This is a genomic window from Halomonas eurihalina, from assembly GCF_008274785.1.
Classification (GTDB): Bacteria; Pseudomonadota; Gammaproteobacteria; order Pseudomonadales; family Halomonadaceae; genus Halomonas; species Halomonas eurihalina.
In genome coordinates this window covers 16,300-32,626 of sequence record NZ_VTPU01000023.1, presented here as the reverse complement: position 1 = coordinate 32,626, position 16,327 = coordinate 16,300, and the positions used below count along the sequence as shown (strand labels likewise).

At 63.3% G+C, this 16,327-nt stretch carries 14 protein-coding genes and 1 tRNA gene; 3 read left to right on the top strand and 12 right to left on the bottom strand.

What is annotated here, in order from left to right:
• The first annotated feature begins 135 nt into the window (after positions 1-135).
• Entirely contained in the window at positions 136-675 is a 540-nt protein-coding gene (gene greB / locus FZZ93_RS16810) for a transcription elongation factor GreB (protein WP_149323451.1), read from the top strand.
• Between the two features lie 66 nt (positions 676-741).
• Here greB and FZZ93_RS16805 read toward each other — a convergent pair whose 3' ends face one another.
• Together FZZ93_RS16805 and FZZ93_RS16800 are read right to left on the bottom strand one after the other, a co-directional pair.
• The gene (locus FZZ93_RS16805) at positions 742-1,731 is read right to left on the bottom strand and encodes a methyltransferase (RefSeq protein WP_149323450.1); all 990 of its coding nucleotides are present in this window, start codon (positions 1,729-1,731) and stop codon (positions 742-744) included.
• Positions 1,731-2,537 (bottom strand): methyltransferase, encoded by an 807-nt coding sequence (locus FZZ93_RS16800; protein WP_246146263.1) that lies wholly within the window; start codon positions 2,535-2,537, stop codon positions 1,731-1,733. Before FZZ93_RS16800 ends, FZZ93_RS16805 begins: the two co-directional genes overlap by 1 nt.
• A gap of 119 nt (positions 2,538-2,656) precedes the next feature.
• On the opposite strand from FZZ93_RS16800, the gene FZZ93_RS16795 reads away from it, so the two are divergent.
• A tRNA-Arg gene (locus FZZ93_RS16795) sits at positions 2,657-2,733 on the top strand.
• Positions 2,734-2,737: 4 nt separating this feature from the next.
• Here FZZ93_RS16795 and FZZ93_RS16790 read toward each other — a convergent pair.
• The 9 genes from FZZ93_RS16790 to FZZ93_RS16750 form a co-directional block, all read right to left on the bottom strand.
• Complete coding sequence (locus tag FZZ93_RS16790; protein WP_149323448.1) at positions 2,738-4,720, bottom strand: sensor domain-containing diguanylate cyclase; 1,983 nt, start codon at positions 4,718-4,720, stop codon at positions 2,738-2,740.
• 219 nt (positions 4,721-4,939) lie between these two features.
• Positions 4,940-6,007, bottom strand: a complete 1,068-nt coding sequence (locus FZZ93_RS18360) for a hypothetical protein (RefSeq protein ID WP_246146261.1) — start codon at positions 6,005-6,007, stop codon at positions 4,940-4,942.
• Positions 6,008-6,107: 100 nt separating this feature from the next.
• Positions 6,108-7,208 carry a porin gene (locus FZZ93_RS16780; protein WP_149323447.1) on the bottom strand — a complete coding sequence of 367 codons (1,101 nt, stop codon included), beginning with the start codon at positions 7,206-7,208 and terminating at the stop codon, positions 6,108-6,110.
• Positions 7,209-7,599: 391 nt separating this feature from the next.
• Positions 7,600-8,691 carry a ProQ/FINO family protein gene (locus tag FZZ93_RS16775; RefSeq protein ID WP_246146259.1) on the bottom strand — a complete coding sequence of 364 codons (1,092 nt, stop codon included), beginning with the start codon at positions 8,689-8,691 and terminating at the stop codon, positions 7,600-7,602.
• A gap of 64 nt (positions 8,692-8,755) precedes the next feature.
• The gene (locus FZZ93_RS16770) at positions 8,756-9,295 is read right to left on the bottom strand and encodes a dihydrofolate reductase (protein ID WP_149323446.1); all 540 of its coding nucleotides are present in this window, start codon (positions 9,293-9,295) and stop codon (positions 8,756-8,758) included.
• The gene (locus FZZ93_RS16765; protein WP_149323445.1) at positions 9,292-10,146 is read right to left on the bottom strand and encodes a thymidylate synthase; all 855 of its coding nucleotides are present in this window, start codon (positions 10,144-10,146) and stop codon (positions 9,292-9,294) included. Before FZZ93_RS16765 ends, FZZ93_RS16770 begins: the two co-directional genes overlap by 4 nt.
• Before the next feature lie 175 nt (positions 10,147-10,321).
• On the bottom strand, positions 10,322-11,101 hold the full coding sequence (lgt, locus tag FZZ93_RS16760) for a prolipoprotein diacylglyceryl transferase (RefSeq protein WP_149323444.1): 780 nt from the start codon (positions 11,099-11,101) through the stop codon (positions 10,322-10,324).
• Between the two features lie 157 nt (positions 11,102-11,258).
• Entirely contained in the window at positions 11,259-12,053 is a 795-nt protein-coding gene (locus FZZ93_RS16755) for a sulfite exporter TauE/SafE family protein (protein WP_149323443.1), read from the bottom strand.
• The gene (locus FZZ93_RS16750) at positions 12,050-13,141 is read right to left on the bottom strand and encodes a response regulator (protein ID WP_187774561.1); all 1,092 of its coding nucleotides are present in this window, start codon (positions 13,139-13,141) and stop codon (positions 12,050-12,052) included. Before FZZ93_RS16750 ends, FZZ93_RS16755 begins: the two co-directional genes overlap by 4 nt.
• Before the next feature lie 107 nt (positions 13,142-13,248).
• Between FZZ93_RS16750 and FZZ93_RS16745 the strand changes: the two genes are divergently transcribed.
• The gene (locus FZZ93_RS16745) at positions 13,249-14,013 is read left to right on the top strand and encodes an NRDE family protein (RefSeq protein ID WP_187774560.1); all 765 of its coding nucleotides are present in this window, start codon (positions 13,249-13,251) and stop codon (positions 14,011-14,013) included.
• A 23-nt stretch (positions 14,014-14,036) separates the two neighbouring features.
• On the opposite strand, the gene ptsP is transcribed toward FZZ93_RS16745, so the two are convergent.
• Positions 14,037-16,298, bottom strand: coding sequence for a phosphoenolpyruvate--protein phosphotransferase (gene ptsP / locus FZZ93_RS16740; RefSeq protein ID WP_149323463.1), 2,262 nt, complete (start codon positions 16,296-16,298; stop codon positions 14,037-14,039).
• Positions 16,299-16,327 lie beyond the last annotated feature (29 nt).

Genomic DNA, 16,327 nt, shown 5'->3' with positions numbered 1-16,327 from the left:
CTCAGAATGTAACGAACGTTTGATTAAGTCTCCACCTGAATCATCCCCGACACGGTTTTCTGCACATCGGAGCAATTGCCTACCAACGGACCCATGGCGTATGTTGCGGCCTTCGACGAGCAAGAGGCGCGACTCATGAAAGGCCGTAACATGACCCGTTGGCGCGATCCCGCCAAGGACCCGCGCCAGGAACCCAAGAGCAATCTGATCACCGCCGAGGGGGCCGAGCGCCTGCGTGGCATCCTCGATCATCTGTCGCGGGTCAAGCGCCCCGCCCTGTCTACCAAGGTGGGCGAAGCCGCCGCCCTGGGCGATCGCAGCGAGAACGCCGACTACACCTACAACAAGAAGGAGCTCAACCGGGTCATCGCGCGCATCCGCTACCTGACCAAGCGGCTGGACGAGCTGCAGATCGTCGACCGCTTGCCGGCGGATACCGACCGGGTCTTCTTCGGCGCCTTCGTGACACTAGAGGACGAGGATGGCGAGGAGCTACGGCTACGCATCGTCGGACACGACGAGACCGACACTGGCAAGCACTGGATCAGCGTCGACGCACCGCTTGCCAAGGCCCTGCTCGGCAAAGGGCTCGACGACGAAGCAACGGTGGCCGCCCCCGGCGGCGAGACGACCTATCTGATCACCGAGATCGACTATCGCGATCCTCGGGCCTGAGGCTCGCGAGATACGAGCCACGAGATACGAGCCACGAGATGCGAAGCTCGAAGCTCGCATGCAGGATCAGCGCTTGACCGCCCGATAGACCCGGAAACGACGGTCGTCGGCGAGGATCTCGAAGCCGCCGAAGGCGCGTTCCAGCAGGTCCGGATACGGCAGGAAGGCATTGGCGACCATCACGAGCTGGCCACCCGGTTCAAGGCGCTCGGGAGCACCGGCGATCAGCCGCCCGGCGGGACCGTAGTCGACGGCACGCTCCTGATGGAACGGCGGGTTGCTGACGATGGCATCGAAACGCGCCGAGGGCAGGCCGGCATAGACATCGCTGTGAAACACCTCTCCTTCCAGGCCATTCGTCGCCAGGGTCCGCCGGGTCGCCTCCACCGCGAAGCCATTGACGTCCGCCGCCGTCACCGCGAGCCCGCGCCGCGCCAGCCAGGCGGCGATGATCCCGTCGCCGCACCCCATGTCCAGTACCCTGCCTTGGTCCGGCAGGCATGACGCCAGCCGCGCCAGCAACAATCGGGTGCCGTCATCCAGCTTGCCGTGACCAAACACGCCGGGATGGCTGACCAGCGTCAGCCCTTCGGCCTCGAAGCTCGTCCAGGCGGCATCCGGATCGATATCGACCCGATCCAGCCGTGAGGCGAACAGGCTGCACCGGCGAGCGCTGTCCACCTTTCGACAGCCAAGCCCCAGCGCGGCCAGCACCTTGAGCACGCGCTTGATGCCGCCCTGGTTCTCGCCGACGACGTGCAGCGGTGTTCCCGGCGTTAGCCGAGCGCACAGCCACAGCAGCCACCACTCACCCTGGGCGTGTGCCTTGGGCCAGAACAGCACCACGCCCTCCGGTGCCAGCTCGTCCACCGCGAAGGGAGAACTAGCCCCCCTGCCGCCCTCGCGCCATGCCGAGAGCAGCGTCTGATCGGCGGACAGCAGATGACCTTCGCCCTCCTCCAGCCAGCGGTCCTGGGGCGGCGCCACCCACAGCCAGCCACGATAATCGGTCGACTGGCGCTCAAGCAGTTGGCAGACAGGCGTTTCGGCACTCATCAAAGCGTTTCCTCGGTATTGGCAGGAACGGCGCGCAAGGTATAGAGCAAATAACGGCCCAGCCGCCAATACGGTTCACTGCGACTGTAACGCCACTCGAGCTCGAGCAACTTGCGGCATTGCTCGTCGTCGGCCGGTGGATCCTGCAGGTAGTCGTGAAAGATCCGCACCCCGGCGCAATGCGTGACGGCCAGACCATTCTCCCCGGCCCAGGCGAGGATCTCGTCATGACGCAACGGCGAGATGGGCGTCAGCCGCTTGCCGCGCCCCTGACCGGCCAGCCGGTCGGCCAGCACGCGGTCGAGATTGCCCTTGACCACATTGGAGAAACGCAGGGCGTCATAATTGAAGACCATCAACGACAGCTGCCCCTGCGGCGCCAGCAAGCGCGCCAGGATGGCAAGAGCGGCACGCGGGTCGGCCATCCACTCGAGCACGGCATGACAGGTGATCAATGGCCAGGGGCCGGGCACCTGCTCGGGCAATGCCTGGAGCGGCAACGGCAGCGCTGACACCGAGGTGCCGGCAAGCGACTCGCGTGCTCGCCGCAGCATGTCATCGGCGGGCTCGCATAGCGTCACCTCATGTCCGCGCTCCGCCAGCCAGCCGGACAACTGGCCAAGGCCACCGCCGACATCCAGGGCCGGCTGGCCGTCGAGCGTCAGCATCTCGGGTAACAGGCGATCGAGCAGGGCCAAGCGTAGTTCACCGCGCGATTTGCCGTAGAGGCTGTCGGCGAACTTGTCGGCCATGCCATCGAAATAGCGATCACCGTCCGGCGATAGATGTGTCGCGATACCGGTCATTCCCGTCGTGTGCATGAATGGACGGTATTTTAACCGAGAATGCCGAACAACTCATGGCCGCGGCGGGTTTATCTTGCCCGGTCAGGCGCTTATACTATGGCCCGTTTTAAGCTGGCCCCGCCCTCTTAGCTCAGCAGGATAGAGCAGCCGCCTCCTAAGCGGCAGGTCGCAGGTTCAAATCCTGCAGAGGGCGCCATCCGTCATGCTTCCCCATGCATGATCACCCAATCGCCCCCCATGCGCTTGGCACGATAGCTGGCGGCGTCTGCTCGCTGCATCACGCCGCTGATGCGCTGATCACCACGCTCGAAGCAAGTTACACCCATGCTCAGGGTCACGCTGAATACTCGGTCCTCGTGAGCGACCTGTAGTTCGCGGATAGTCTCGCGAAGCGCTTCAGCAATTTCCCGCGCTCGTTCGAAGGAACAGCTCGGCAACAGTACCGCGAACTCGTCACCGCCCTGGCGAGCGACATGATCACTGCGGCGAACCGTCCGCGAGAGTTCCCGGGCAACTCGGCATAACATCTCATCGCCCATAGCATGGCCACCAATGTCATTGATCGGCTTGAAACGGTCCAGATCGAAGATCAGCAGCACCGAGGGCGTACCGGTCTTGCGCCAGTCGGCCAGCGCTTCCTCCAGGCGACGCTCCAGGCCGCGGCGATTGAGCAGGCCGGTCAGCGGGTCATGCTCTGCCTCCCATTGGCGCAGCGCCTCTTCCTCGCGCCGCTCGGTAATATCCTTCACCGTCCCCACGAACCCCAGATAGGTATTGCCGGACGCAACTCGCCTAGCGTGCACTTCGAGCCAGAGCTGCTCGCCGCCACAGCGATGAAAACGATACTGCTGGAGATAATCGTCGCCTCTGTCCAGGCTGTATTGCCACAGGTCCAGCGCCGACTGCCGATCGTCGGCGTGAATGCGCTCTACCCATGCCGCAGCCTGATGCTCCTCGGGATCAAGACCACTCAGCTCAACCAGTGCCGGATTGACATAGGACACCTCACCGTCTCGATCGGTCACGAAGATACCGACCGGCGACGAGGATAGCGTGGCATCGAGAAAGGCCTGGCGCTCCTGCAGTCGGGCGATCGCGTGCTCGCGCTCTACCTCAACCCGATTGAAGGTCCGCGCGACACGCTGCAGCTCCTGCATCCGCGTTGTCAGGGCAACCCGGGAGCGACGGCCACGCCCGACCTCCTCGATCTGCGTCTCCAGCCGATAAAGTGGGCGCAATGCTAACCAGACCAGCCATCCCATGACGGGCATCAGCAAGCTGGCAACCAGCAACGCCCACCAACCCAGCCGGCTCACCCACTCCCACAAGGGCGACATGGCCTGAGACCTGGGCAGGACGACCCCGACAACCCAGTTCGCCGGCCATATCTGGCGATATGCCTGGTAGGCCATGTCACCGCTGAACAGTGTGCCAAGTGCCTCGCCTTCCCAACCATCCAGCGCTAGATTCACCCATGGGTTGTCCTGCGGGTCGGGAACAGAATCGAGCACCAGCGAATCATCGGGATGATAGAGAACCCTGCCGGATGACGTGACGACGACGGCCTCTCCCTCGGCTCCCAAGCGAATGCGATCCAATCGGTTGAAGAGGCCACCTCCGCGGATATTGACGATACCGCCGACCAACCCCTGAAAGGTGCCGTTTTCGTCCAGGCGTGGCGCCATGAACACCACCAGCGGGACGTCACTGGCCCGCCCATGGAGAGGCTCGCTGACATACGGGCGCTTGAAGGCCCTGACATGCCGGAAGTATTCACGATCCTCGATATTCAACCCTGCTCGGCGCTCGACCTCCGGCCAATCGGAGACGACGCGACCTTCGGCATCGATGATCACCAGACCATCGAACCATTCGAGAAGAGCATCGCTCTGGCGCAGGGCACCGCGCGCCCCACCATTGGTGTCTATGGCATCCAGCCGGGCTGCCAGACGCTCCAGCGCCGACAGCCTCGAATCCACTTGCTGGGTCAATTCATCGGCAATCAGCCGAACTTCATAGCGCAGATGAGTACGACTGGACTCACCGACCAACGTCTCGCCGGAGCGCCAGCCAAGACCCAGCAACAAGGCCACGACCACGCCCCAGGTAACCAGCAGGCCCAGTAACAACCGCCCCTTGAGTGACAACGCCCCATGAAGATAACGGGAGAAACACGACGGCATCTCACCTCCTCTCGACAAGGGCCATCTCGATCACTCCAGGAAGACAAGCCGTTCCGCACCTATCGGGGCAATAGCCTGACATCTCCCGCCAGACCGGCAAGCCTTTCCCTCTTTTGTACAGGGTTGAGGCACAATGCCAGCAGGAAACATCGGCATCCCGATCACCGGCCGGGATGCCGATACGCATGACCAGTGGATGTCCCAGGCCCTGACCGACGATCAACGCCGGTCGAGCTGCTCCACCTTCAACTCATAGTTATTGACGCCGGAATGCGCCGAGCCAAATTTCTGGCCCTGTACCTGAACGCGATAGCGTCCCGGCTCGAGCACGGTCTGCATGTCGATATCACCATCGAAGCCTTCTCCGGCACCTTCGGCCACGACACGACCGGATTCATCCAGCACCTCCAGGGTGAGCCGGTAGGTATCCTCTTGGCCGGGCGGGTAAGTGGAAGTGGTGATGGCAATCGTGCCGCGCTCAGCGACATCGAAGGTCAACACTTCGCCCTTGGCACGGATCTTCACATCGGTGACGATGGTTTCGAAGCCTTCCTGTTCGGATGACGCCTGCTGTGTCTGGCTGGCCTCGGGCGTCGCCTCGTCATGCTCCTGCGCTCCAGCAACAGCCCCTGCTGCCGCACCGGTCGCTGCGGCGGCACCGCTCGCCGCCGCAGCGCCAGCCGCTCGCTCCGCCGTGCCATCATTGTTGGCACGCACCGTGGCCACGGCATCGTCGCCACGTACGAACACCGAGCGGCCACCCGAACGGTTCTCGCCGACGAACTGAATATTACCGCCATCATCGACGGCGTTCTCGACACGCCTTCCTTGTTCGTCCAGCCCTGCCACCTTGATGGAGTAGGCATCGCCTGCCTTGCCTCGGCTTCCAGGACGCTGGGCCTCGACGCGCAGCACATAGTCGCCGGGTTCGAGTTCCGTCTGAAGTTGCAGACCACCGTTCAGTCCCAGTGCCTGGGTGCGCGCGAGCTCCTGGCCCTGGCTATCCAGCAGTACCGCAGCGATACGGTAGTCGTTGGAATAGCCTCCGGTCACATCGCTGGTGAACCGATAGGTGCCGGCCTGCTCCACGGTAAAGTCATGCTCGTTGACACCACCGAACAGGAAGCTGCGGCTATAGGCATCGGTCTCCGCCTGGAAGAAGCCGGTCAGGTCCATTTCCTTTCCTTCTTCCCGGAACCTGTCCTGCGTTTCGCTGGCCATCGTCGGCACGGCTACAAGGCTCAAGCCCAGGGCCAGCAAACCCGCGGTTACGATCGGCTGTTTCATGGAACCTCGCTTGCGTCATTCTCGCCAATGAAAAAAGCCGACCCCGGGGGATCGGCTTTCGTTTTGCAACCCTTCGGGCAGGTTACCCTGCAACCGGGGTTTAGAACATGTAGGTCACACCGGCAGCAACACCGTCGCCTTCATCTTCTTCGCGATCGTAGAAGGCGGCTTCGACCCAAGTATACATGGCATCGGAGATGTTGTAGGTACCACCGATGATGAACTCGTTGTAGGTGTCGTCGCCACGATCCGAGGCAGTATCACTCGGGGAATCGCCGCTACCAACATCGCTAACGACATTGCCGAAGGTGTCACCACCGACATCGACGTACTGGTAGGCGCCGTAGATGTCGCCGTTGCCGTAGCCATAACGGGCACCCAGACCATAGAAGTTGGTCGAGTCGACATTATCGAGATCGGAGTCAAAGCGCTCGTACTTGAGCGCGACGCGCAGGCTGTTCCACTGGTACTGACCAGTCACGCCATAGCGATCGCCGAAATCCTGCTTGTTGTCCACGCCAGTCTGCGTCACCTCGTAGTTATCGAGGTTGTCGTACATGGCGGCCACGGAGAAGTTGCCGACGGTATACTTGGCGCCACCGAAGACGGAAGCATTGCCTTTACCAGTCACGTTCTCCTCTTCCATGTCACCCTTGTACTGGGTGCCGATGGCCAGTTCCAGGCCATTGAAAGACGGAGAGACATAGGTCAGCTGATCGGTTTCGACCTCGCCACCGACAGCAATGTCAGAGGAACCGCTGCCGCTGGTGTCGCTGAGGTCGAAATACTCGTTGTTGGTGACGGGATCCTGGATCCAGTCATCCATCAGGGTGTCGTAGGAACCCAGCTTGACGTCACCGAAGTTGCCCTTCAGGCCGACATAGGCAGTGTCACCGGCATCACGACCTGCGGTCTTCATCTCGTCGGCTTTGAAGTCGTCGAATTCGATCTTCATGTAGCCGGTCAGGCCATCATAGATGACATGCTCAGCGGCGAAGCCGATGGTGGAACCGTTGTCGAAAACGTCGTTTTCGGTCTGAACGGAGCCATTGTCCTGGCCCACCTCGATGTTACGGAAACCGATCTGGACGTTACCGTAGATGTCGAGCTTGGTGCCGTCCTGGTTATAGACGGTGGCAGCCTGGGCGCCGGAGGCAGCCATGGCACCGGCGATGGCAGTCGCTAACAGTGTCTTTTTCATTGCAATCTTCCTTATGACTAGCTTGCTGTTTCGATCGTTGCTGCTCTAGCAGCCGGCTTGCCTGTCAGGTGCCGGTCCTCGTCGCTGCTCGGGTCCCTCCCGGGAAGTGGCAGCGTGAGCCAGACCACGGCCAAGCCTTGTTATAATCCAATGCTCGCAGGGGCAACTCTATACCGGGATTCTCGAGAGCGCAACAAGAAAAAACACTGTTTTCCTTCGTTGCGCAACCAAGTTACCGCACATTACCCCACGATGGCGGTCAGGCGCCGTCTCGGCGGGCCCGCCGCGCCACCGGGACAATCGCCCCATCGGCACGGTGCTGGATCATCATGCACTGCTGATATGACGCTTTCAAGTCAACCGAAAGGTGGAATCGGCCTCGTACTCGCGCTCAACGCGGGTTGTGGCGCGCCATCAGTTCCCCCAGCTTGCGCTGCAGGCGGCTATCGTCGGGCTCGTCATCACGCTCGTCGACCTCCCGCTGTGGGGTCGAGACTTGAGCCTGATGGTCGGGCCGGTCGTGACGAGAGGAGCGTGCCTCCTCCTTGCCATGCGACTTTTTCGAGCGTGGCGTACGGCGAGCGGGTTTCGCGCCCTTGCGACGATCAGACTGCAATCGGTCGAGCTTCTTGTGGGCATGTTCGGCGGCACCCGCATCGACTTCCCCGGCGGGCGCACCGGTCAGGTCGATGCGTTCGGCGCCCTCGCGTACGGCCTTGAGATAACGCGGCAGGTTCACATAACAGGCAAGCGCACGCCGCACCAACTTTTCGGGCCAGGGTTCACGCTCGGCGAGCGATTCGTGGATCCCTACCTGAAGCGGGCGGGTATGCCCCTTGAAGAAAGCATTCGGGTAACGCTGATACCACTGCTCGAGCAGCGCCTGGGGAGATGGCGCCTCCTCGATGCTCGGCAACCCATCCTGCTGGCCCGACGTATCAGGCGCCGCCGCCGTATCCGGCTCGGCAACCGTGGGCTCGGCGGCCGGGAACTCATCGGAAGTGGTCTCGCCACGCGGCGCTTCACTGTCTCGGTGACGATGCCCGATCAAGGCCGAAAGCCCCTGGGCGGGCCGTCCCCGACGCGAAAAGACCGAAGCGGCATCCCCTTCGCTCGGCACTTCGCGATCTTCACGCAAGTGCCGATTGTGGGCCTCGAGCTCGCGGTTCTGTTCGTCGAGTTCGCGATTCTCCTCGAGCAGTTCCAGGCAGGAGGCCTCGGCATCGGCCAGGCGTCGTTCCAGCTCCACCATGCGCCGTTCCAGCGCTTCGCGCTCGGCGCCACCTTCCCTGGCCTCGGCCGTCAGCTCGGCATTGCGTGCCTCCAGCGACTGCCGCTGACGTTCCAGCTCGTCGAGCCTTGAGGACAGCGCCTCCCGCTGAACGCGTGCGTCCCGCAACGCCTCCAGCAAGGCATCGGCGCGCCCCTCTAGCGCCACCATCAGGCGCGTTGAGCGTTCCTCGATCAAGTCCTGATCCTCCAAGTGCGCCTTCCCGAACACGCCGGGCGACGGCAAGTACGCGCCGGCGTCATCCTGACAGTCTGTGTCAGTCGCCTGCCTCTGGCAAACCCCGACGTCGATATGACACGAAATCATAGGCAGGCTGCCCTTCACCGGGCGAGCCGGGCAAACGCTGACACTCTTCCCATTCGGCCATGTCCAGTACCGGGAAGTGCGCGTCGCCCTCCAGTTCGACCGCCACCTCGGTGAGGTAGAGACGACTGGCATGCGCCAGTGCCTGAGCATAGATCTGAGCGCCGCCCATCACCATGATCTCGTCGACCCCGTCGATGGTCGCCTGTCGATCCGCCAGCGTCAGTGCCGAGACCAGATCATGGCAGACCTTTATGCCCTCGTGGTGAAAGCCGGTGTCCCGAGTGACCACGATATTGAGCCGGCCGGGTAACGGCCGGCCGATCGATTCGAAGGTCTTGCGCCCCATCACCAATGGCTTGGCCTGGGTCATGCGCTTGAAGAACTTGAGGTCCTCGGGCAGGTACCAGGGCAACTGGTTGTCAACGCCGATCACTCGATTGCTCGACATTGCGGCAATCATCGCCACCGGCACCAGGGTCGTATCGATCATACGGCCACCTCCGCCTTGATATGGGGATGCGGGTCATAATCCTCGATGGCGATATGCTCGAAGCGAAAAGCGAAGAGGTCGTCGACGCTCGGATCGAGCGTCAGCCGCGGCGCGAGCCTGGGGGTCCGTGTCAGTTGCAACTCGGCCTGCTCGAGATGATTGAGATACAGATGGGCATCGCCGAGGGTATGCACGAAATCCCCCGGCTCCAGGCCGGCCACCTGGGCGATCATCCGCGTCAACAGCGCATAACTGGCGATGTTGAAGGGCACGCCGAGGAAAATATCGGCGCTGCGTTGATAGAGCTGGCAGGACAGACGCCCCTCGGCCACGTAGAACTGGAACAGGCAGTGACAAGGCGGCAGCGCCATTTCATCGACCAGAGCGGGGTTCCAGGCCGACACGATCAGCCGCCGCGACTGCGGATTGCGTCGCAGCTGCTCGAGCAAGCCGGCGATCTGGTCCACGTGGCCGCCTCGCGGATCCGGCCAACTGCGCCACTGATAACCGTAAACCGGCCCCAGGTCGCCGTTCTCGTCGGCCCACTCGTCCCAGATTCTCACCCCGTTTTCCTTGAGGTAGGCGATGTTGGTATCGCCGGACAGGAACCATAGCAACTCATGAATGATCGAGCGCAGATGCAGCTTCTTGGTGGTGATCAGCGGAAAGCCACGCGAGAGATCGAAACGCATCTGGTGGCCGAACAGTGAGCGGGTACCCACGCCGGTGCGGTCATCACGCTCGACACCATGCTCGAGCACGGTGCGCATCAGGTCGAGATAGGGCTGTTCCAATGGAGGGAGAGTATCGGCTGTCACGGCATCGTCGCAGCAGGGAAATGGGACACTCATTCTACACAGAGGTCTTCATCGCTTGAAGCTCGACACTTTCAGCCGACGAGCCACGAGATTCGAGACACGAACCCCGCGTTACACGATACGAATGACGATCACGCCCTCATGGCTCGTAGCTCGTAGCTCGTAGCTCGTAGCTCGTAGCTCGTAGCTCGTAGCTCGATACTGAGCTTCAGGGCGTCGGCTGGTGACGCGACCACCCCATCAGCAGCAGGCCTGCGAGTATCATCGGCAGCGACAGCAGCATGCCCATGGTCAGCCAGTCGAAGGCGATGAAGCCAAGCTGCGGGTCCGGGAGCCGCACGAACTCGACCGCGAAACGGAACGCGCCGTAAAGCACCAGGAAGAGCCCCGACACGAAACCACGCCGGCGCGGCTGGGCCGATACCCACCACATCACGACGAACAGCACCAACCCTTCCAGCAACGCTTCGTAGAGCGACGAGGGATGACGCGGCTCGGGCCCCATGCCCGGGAATGGCATGCCCCAGGGCAGGTTGGTCAGGCGACCGGGCAGCTCATGGTTGATGAAGTTGCCGATACGCCCTGCCCCCAGGCCAATGGGCACCAACGGGGCAACGAAATCGGTCAATGTGAAGAAGGCCAGCCCCTTGCGACGAGCGAAGATCCAGGATGCCAGCAGCACACCGATCAACCCGCCATGGAAGCTCATGCCGCCATCCCAGATACGCAGGATCCAGAGCGGATCGGCCAGCCATTGGTCCAAGCCGTAGAAGAGCGCGTAGCCCAGGCGACCACCCAGCACCACACCGAGCGCCCCGTAGAACAACAGGTCTCCCACATCGTCGCGCGTCAGCCCGATACGCTCGGCACGCTGCCTCCCCAGCCACCAGGCTGCGATAAAACCGATCACGTACATCAGGCCATACCAATGCACCTGAAAAGGCCCCAAGGAGACGGCAACGGGGTCGATGGAGGGATAAGTCAGCATGGAATCCTCGAAAAAATAGAAAGAAAGACGGAAGACGGAAGATCGAAGGTGGAAGGCAGAAGACAAGCTGCTCCTGCCGGTCAGGGGATGGGTTTTCTCATACAGCGGCGAAGCCGCGCTCTTCCCTCTTCAAGACGCATCGCGCCGTTCTTGCGTCTCAAATCAAAAACTTCAACCCGACCGCCGCCAACAGGGCGGCGAACGCCAGGCGCAGCAGACGAGCCGGCAGGCGGTGCGCCAGCCAGACGCCGAGACGCGCGCAGGGCACGCTCGCCAGCACGATGCCGAGAAAGGCCGGCCACATGACATAGCCGAGTGCTCCCGGTGGCAATCCCGGGGCCTGCCAGCCCACGACGATGAACGTCGCCGTGCCGAATAGGGCGATCGGCAACCCACAGACCGAGGACGTCCCTACCGCCTGGGTCATCGTCGCCCCGCTTCGAGACAGCCAGGGCACGCTCAAGGTTCCCCCGCCGATCCCGAAAAGCGCCGACACCGCACCGATCACGCCACCGGCCAGCATCATGGCGCCCCGCCCGGGCGCCAGGCTACCGGGCCTGGGCCGCAGCCCCAGCAGCATCCGGGCCGCCACCAGCAGCATGAAGATGCCGAACAACATGCCAAGCAGACCACCCGACAAATTGCCAGCCACGAACACGCCGGCAATGGCGCCCAGCATCAGACCAGGCAACAAGGCCAGGAACCATGCCCAATGCACGCTCCCTCGCCGATAATGCCCCCAGGCCGAGGATGCCCCGGTTACCACGATGGTCGCCAGGGAGGTTCCCACCGCGAGGTGCATACTGACCTCGGGCGCCACGCCCTGCAGGTCGAAGGCAAACACCAGGGCCGGCACGATGACCAACCCTCCGCCGATACCGAACAGTCCCGCCAGCGTGCCCGCGATACCGCCCAGCGCCAGATAGCCAAGCCATAACGCCAGGATACTCACGACCGCTCCCCGTCTTCCGCCAGTACGCCGGGCAGCCAGTGGCGCACGGTTTCCAGCAAGTCCTGTGGGCGATAGGGTTTGGCCAGATAATCGTCCATCCCGGCCTGTTCGAAACGCTGGCGATCGGCCTCTCCGGTATTGGCGGTCAACGCCACCACCACACTGCGCGAGCGTTCCGGCATCGCTGCCTCCCTGTCGCGCCAGACTCGACACGTTTCGACGCCATCCATGTCGGCCATGAAGATATCCATGAAGATCAGGTCGACCGGCATTTCTCCCAGTCGCTGCAGGGCTTCCGTCCCGCTCGCGGCGGTGACGACCTCAAGCCCCTGTCGTTCCAGCACCTGCCGCGCCAGCATCAGATTGACTGGCCCATCATCGACGATCAGCACCCTGGCACTTGACTCGCCCTGCGGGGAAGGCGACTCGTCCAGCGTCTCCAGCAATGCCAGGGCATCGGCCAGTTGTTCACGCAACGTCTCGACAGCCTCCGAGCGCCGTGTGCTGTCGTCCAGCGTTTCCTCCAGCGCCGTCAGCGATGGCATTAATGTCTGTTGCAGATGGGCAAGGTAATCGGACTTGAGTCGCGATGCTTCCCTGGCTCTCTCACGCTCGGCTTCCAGGCGTTCCACCCGGCCACGCTGAGATTGCAGTTCTTCGGACAGATGACGTTCCGATTGGCGGGTCCGGGTCATTTCCTCTTGCCACTGCCCGATCAGCCCCTCGACGGCCGCCACCATGTCATCGAGCCGCGTCACCGGCGAACGCGACGTATCATGGGGAACGACAGTGGCATCGGCATGACGAACCAGGCATTCGGCCAGATTGGAGAGGCGCGCTTCGATGTCGTGCTCGCAGTGGCGCAGGCGTTGTTTCAGCAGCATCAGAAAGACGGCCACATTGAGACCGCCTCCCAGCAACAGCGCCAGCAGCAACCAGAAGGCGATACTCCAGGAAGCCTGGGATGGCACCAGCCACCAGTAGATCAGGCCCACCGCCACCAGCAGCAGCTGGGCAAGCAGTACCGGCCAAAGAATGGGGGTAACCAGCCGTGACCAGAAGCGTTCCTTGCGTGCCTCGACTCGCATGTTCATCCCTGTGACGGGTCGACGATGTGAAAGGAGTGTACGCCGGGATAACGCGCCTGTCATGGCTTCGCTTCCCAGCGCGCCGTGGGCGGGTTACGCTCACGGCCATGTGTCTGATCGCTTTCGACTTCCGCCCCTCGAGCACGGTACCACTCCGCCTGGTGGCCAACCGCGACGAATTCCATGCCCGTCCGACAGCAGCGCTTGGTGCCTGGGAAGACGCGCCCTCGATCATTGGCGGACGCGACCTGGCCGCCAGCGGAGGTTGGCTGGCGATGCACGAACATGGCCGCTTCGCCGCCGTGACCAATTTTCGCGATCCACGCCTCGAGGTCGCGGAAGGCGCTCCCAGCCGCGGCTCCCTGGTGCGCACTGCCCTGGAGTGCGACGACCTGCCGGGCTGGCTCGCCAGCCTGGCCGAGGGAGACGCGCTCCGCTATGCCGGCTTCAACCTGCTGGCAAGCGATGGGCAACGCCTCTGGCACCTGCACCGTGGCCGAGAGACTCTTACCCTGGCCGATGTCGCCCCGGGGCTGCACGGGCTGTCCAACGCCACCCTCGACACGCCCTGGCCCAAGCTGGTCCACGCGCGCCAGGGGCTCGCCGCCAGCCTGCGTGCTCGATGGCCCGAGGATGCCCTGTCCGCCTTTGCCGACACCCGCCAGGCGAGTGACGATCAACTGCCCGATACCGGCGTGGAACGCGAACTGGAGCGGCGGCTTTCGGCGCCTTTCATCATCGGCAGCGACTATGGCACGCGAGCCACCACCTGGCTCGAATGGCACGCCAGCGGCCGCTTCGACATCGGCGAGCGGCGCTTTGGCCCACAAGGCATCGCGCTGGGAGAAAACCGACTCTCTCGCGAGCCGTGAATCACGACTCGGCGAGTGCAGGGTCAATCCTTCGGCGGCAGCAGATGGCCCAGTTGCCACTCGCCCATGCGGTCATCCAGATGACGACGCACCGCCAAGGGGCAATCGAGACGCAGGGTATCCTCGACCAGTTGCTTCGCTGCCTCCAGCGTCACTCGCCTGACGGCGGCTCTCACCTTGGGTAGGCTCGGGGCATTCATCGACAGCGCCTCGAAGCCCATGCCCATCAGCAGCAGCGCGCCCGCCGGGTCGCCAGCCAGCTCACCACACACCGACGCCGGCACCCCGAGCGCCCGGGACTCCGCCGCCAAGCGCGCCAGGGCGGACAACACGGCAGGATGGCAGGCATCATAGAGCTCCGCCACCCGCGGATTGTTGCGATCGACCGCCAACAGGTACTGAGTCAGGTCATTGCTGCCCACCGAGAAGAAGTCGACACGTTTTGCCAGTGCCTCGAGCTGGTAGAGCGTGGCCGGCACCTCGATCATCACGCCCACCCGAGGCCTGGCCACCACGACACCCTCCTCGCCAAGCTCGCTGATGGCACGCTCCAGCAACCGCAAGGCGTCGTCGACCTCACCGACATTGGTCACCATCGGTAACAGGACCTGGAGGTTGTCGAGCCCCTGGGAGGCACGCAGCATCGCCCGCAGCTGCACCATCAGGACTTCCGGATGATCCAGGGTCACCCGAATGCCACGCCACCCCAGGAAAGGGTTGGCCTCATCGATGGGGAAATAGGGCAGATCCTTGTCGCCGCCGATATCCAGGGTCCTCATCACCACGGGCAAGGGCGAGAACCCCTCGAGCTGTTCACGGTACAGTCGCGTCTGCTCCTGCTCCCCAGGAAAGCGCTCGGTGATCATGAAGGGGACTTCGGTGCGATACAGCCCCACGCCACCGATGCGAGACTTCAGCGACGCCACCGCATCCACCGCCAGGCCAGTGTTGACCATCAATGGCATGTCATGGCCATCCGGCGTGCGGCTCGGCTGGTCTTGCTCGTGCTCGAGCACTTCGCTCAGCGCCCGCTCCTCATCAATCATGCTCTGGTAGCGGCTTTCCAACTCTTCGCTGGGGCGCACGAACAACCGGCCACGGTGCCCGTCCAGTACCGCTCGGGCACCATTGAGCCGCGGTAACGGCAGATCGACCATGCCCAGCACCGTGGGAATCCCCATGGCACGGGCCACGATAGCCACGTGTGAGGTGCTGGAGCCACGCACCGAGACCAGGCCGGCCAGCCGCTCACGGGGCACTTCACCAAGCATGGCGACACTAATCTCGTCGCCGACCAGAATCGTGCTCTCCGGGTAGACATCCGGCGTCGAGCGGGCGCCCTCCTGCAGGTGTGCCAGCACGCGGCGCCCAAGGTCACGAACGTCGGCGGCCCGCTCGCGCAGATAATCGTCATCCACGCGTTCCAGGTATTGGACGTGGCGTCGCACCACGTCGGCCAGCGCCCCCGGCGCCCACTGCCCCTCACGAATGCGCTTGACCACCTCCTGGGACAACGCCGCCTCGCCCAGCATCTGCTGGTAGACATCGAACAGGGCCAGTTCCTGGGAGGAAATGCGATTGGCCAGGCGCTCCCCGGCGGAGCGAATCTCGTCGCGCACCTTGCCGATCGCCTCCTGCAGACGCTCGATCTCGTAGTCCATATCGGTGGGAATCAGGTCCGGCACACTGTTGAGATCCGCCGGTGGCGCGATCACTACAGCCTCGCCAATGGCCATGCCCGGCGAGGCCGCCACCCCGGTAAAGGTCGCCTGCCCACCCGGCAGGGTCGGCCGATTCAGACTGCCGGTGGCCAGAGCATGGGCCAGCACGCCGGCGAGCTGAGCGGCCATGGTGACCAGGAAGGCTTCGTCGGCTTCGTCGTAGCGGCGCTTCTCGGATTGCTGCACGACCAGCACGCCCAGCATCCGCCGCTGGTGGATGATCGGCACACCGAGAAAGCTCGAATAGCGCTCCTCGCCGGTGGCCTCGAAATAACGGAAATGGGCGTGGGATTGGGCATCCTCGAGATTCAACGGCTCCTCGCGCTGGGCCACGAGCCCCACCAACCCTTCCCCCACCGGCAGGGTCACCTGCCCCACCGCCTGGGTGCGCAGGCCGATGGTCTCCATCAGCACCAACCGATCGAGATCGGCGTCGAAGAGGTAGAAGGAACACACGTCAGTACGCATGGCCTTGCGGATACGGCGCACCATGGTCGACAGAGCGGCGTCCAGGTTGCGAGCCCCGTTGACCTCAAGAATGATGCGCCGCAACACCTCGAGCATCGGCGTCCTTCTCTCCATTGTTGTCTCTC